General features: G+C 42.9%; 1 protein-coding gene. It reads left to right on the top strand.

The window, feature by feature from the left end; all coding sequences use genetic code 11:
- Positions 1-1,671, top strand: a 1,671-nt coding sequence (gene tnpC / locus V7D18_RS02595; RefSeq protein WP_426151171.1) for an IS66 family transposase, incomplete at its 5' end; no start/stop codon positions are given.
- Between the last annotated feature and the right edge of the window lie 62 nt (positions 1,672-1,733).

Here is a 1,733-nt window from a genome sequence, read left to right as displayed (position 1 = left end):
CCTATGGAAAAGACTACTATTACTAAGGATGAACTGAATAATCTCTCTAAAGATATGATTGTTATGCTTTACTTGCAGCTGCATGAAAGTTTCCAGCTTATTTCGGAGCAGAATACTACCATTCAAAAGCAGAATGAGCAGATGCTCCATCAAGTTGAAAGTCTAAAAGAACAAATCTCCATTCTTACACAGAATCGTTTTGGCAGGAAATCTGAGAAGACTCTGCCGACAGAAGGACAATTATCTTTCGACCTTGAAAATCTGTGTATCCTCAATGAGGCTGAGTCACTGACTGAGAATGGAATTCCCGAAGAACTGGATATGGAAACAATCCTTGTTCGTAAGCGCAAGCCTCGTTCCAAGGGAAAGCGTGATATCAATCTGAAGGATATCGAGACCATCATCGTAGCGCATGAACGTACGGAAAAAGAGCTCTCAGAACACTTCCCAAAGGGCTGGCATTATCTGCCGGATGAAATATACAAGGAGCTTAAGTATGTACCGGCTCACTTTGAAGTACTGGAGCATCACATCAAAGTATATGCTGGAAATCATGATACAGGCGGGATTCTTCGCGCAGAGGTTCCTCTGCGTCTATTAAGTCACAGCATCCTTACCCCGGAACTGGCAGGAGCCATCATTAACGCCAAATATGTCAATGCAGTACCATTAAACCGGCTTTCTGAAGAGTTTTTAAGGAATAATGTTAACATTCCAAGACAAGACATGGCCGGCTGGCTGATCCGTATTTACCAATACTATCTTGGTCCGGTACGTGACATGATGAAGGCAGAGATTATGAAAAGCCACCATATACATTGTGACGAAACTCCATTTGTAATGCCGGAAAAAAGCAAGCAGTATATGTGGGTCTACCATTCACCTGGCAGTCCGGAAAAACCACCGGTTTTCCTTTACGAGTATCCAGGAACGAGAGGGACAGACGCTCCAAGAGAATTCCTAAAAGGATACAAAGGGACTCTTGTGACAGATGGTTATCAGGTATATCACACCCTGGCGAAAGAACGGTCTGATGATCTGAAGGTTGCCGGATGCTGGTCTCATGCCAGAAGACGGTTCGCAGAGATTGTAAAAGCCAGTGGAAAAAACGGTCCTTCCACACCTGGGCAGAAAATAGCAGCTGAAGGAGTAAAAAGAATCGCTGCTATCTATCATGTAGATCATATGTATGAAAAATCATCCGATGAGGAAAGGCTGGATCATAGAAAAAACTCAGTCAAGCCTCTTGTGGATGCTTATTTTGAGTGGGTAAAAGAGTATGCCGGTAAAACGGGACTGGATAAAAGCTCGAAACTGGCAGGTGCTCTTAATTATTCCATCCATCAAGAACAGTTTTTAAGAGTATTTCTAGAGGATTCGGAAATACCTCTTGATAACAATGATGCAGAAAGAAGTGTCCGTTCATTCTGTGTTGGTAAACACAGCTGGCACATCATCGATTCGAAGAACGGTGCAGCGGCTAGCGCTGCCTTATATAGCATTGCTGAAACAGCAAAAGCGAATAATCTTAAACCGTATGAGTACTTCTCATATCTGCTAGAGCAGTTAATGCACTATCCAAGAAATAATGTTCCAGAAAATAAACTGGCAGAATTAATGCCTTGGTCAGAGGAATTGCCAGATCGTTGTAGAAAACTAAAAACACGGTAAATTTACCGCCGCCCCAATCGGGCGGCGAACTTATTGACCAGGACTGGTTATTTACCATTTAC

The sequence above is a fragment of the Lacrimispora sp. 38-1 genome (assembly GCF_049890855.1).
Lineage (GTDB): Bacteria > Bacillota > Clostridia > Lachnospirales > Lachnospiraceae > Lacrimispora.
The sequence above is the reverse complement of the archived record's forward strand: the minus strand, read 5'-3'. Positions and strand labels throughout refer to the sequence as shown.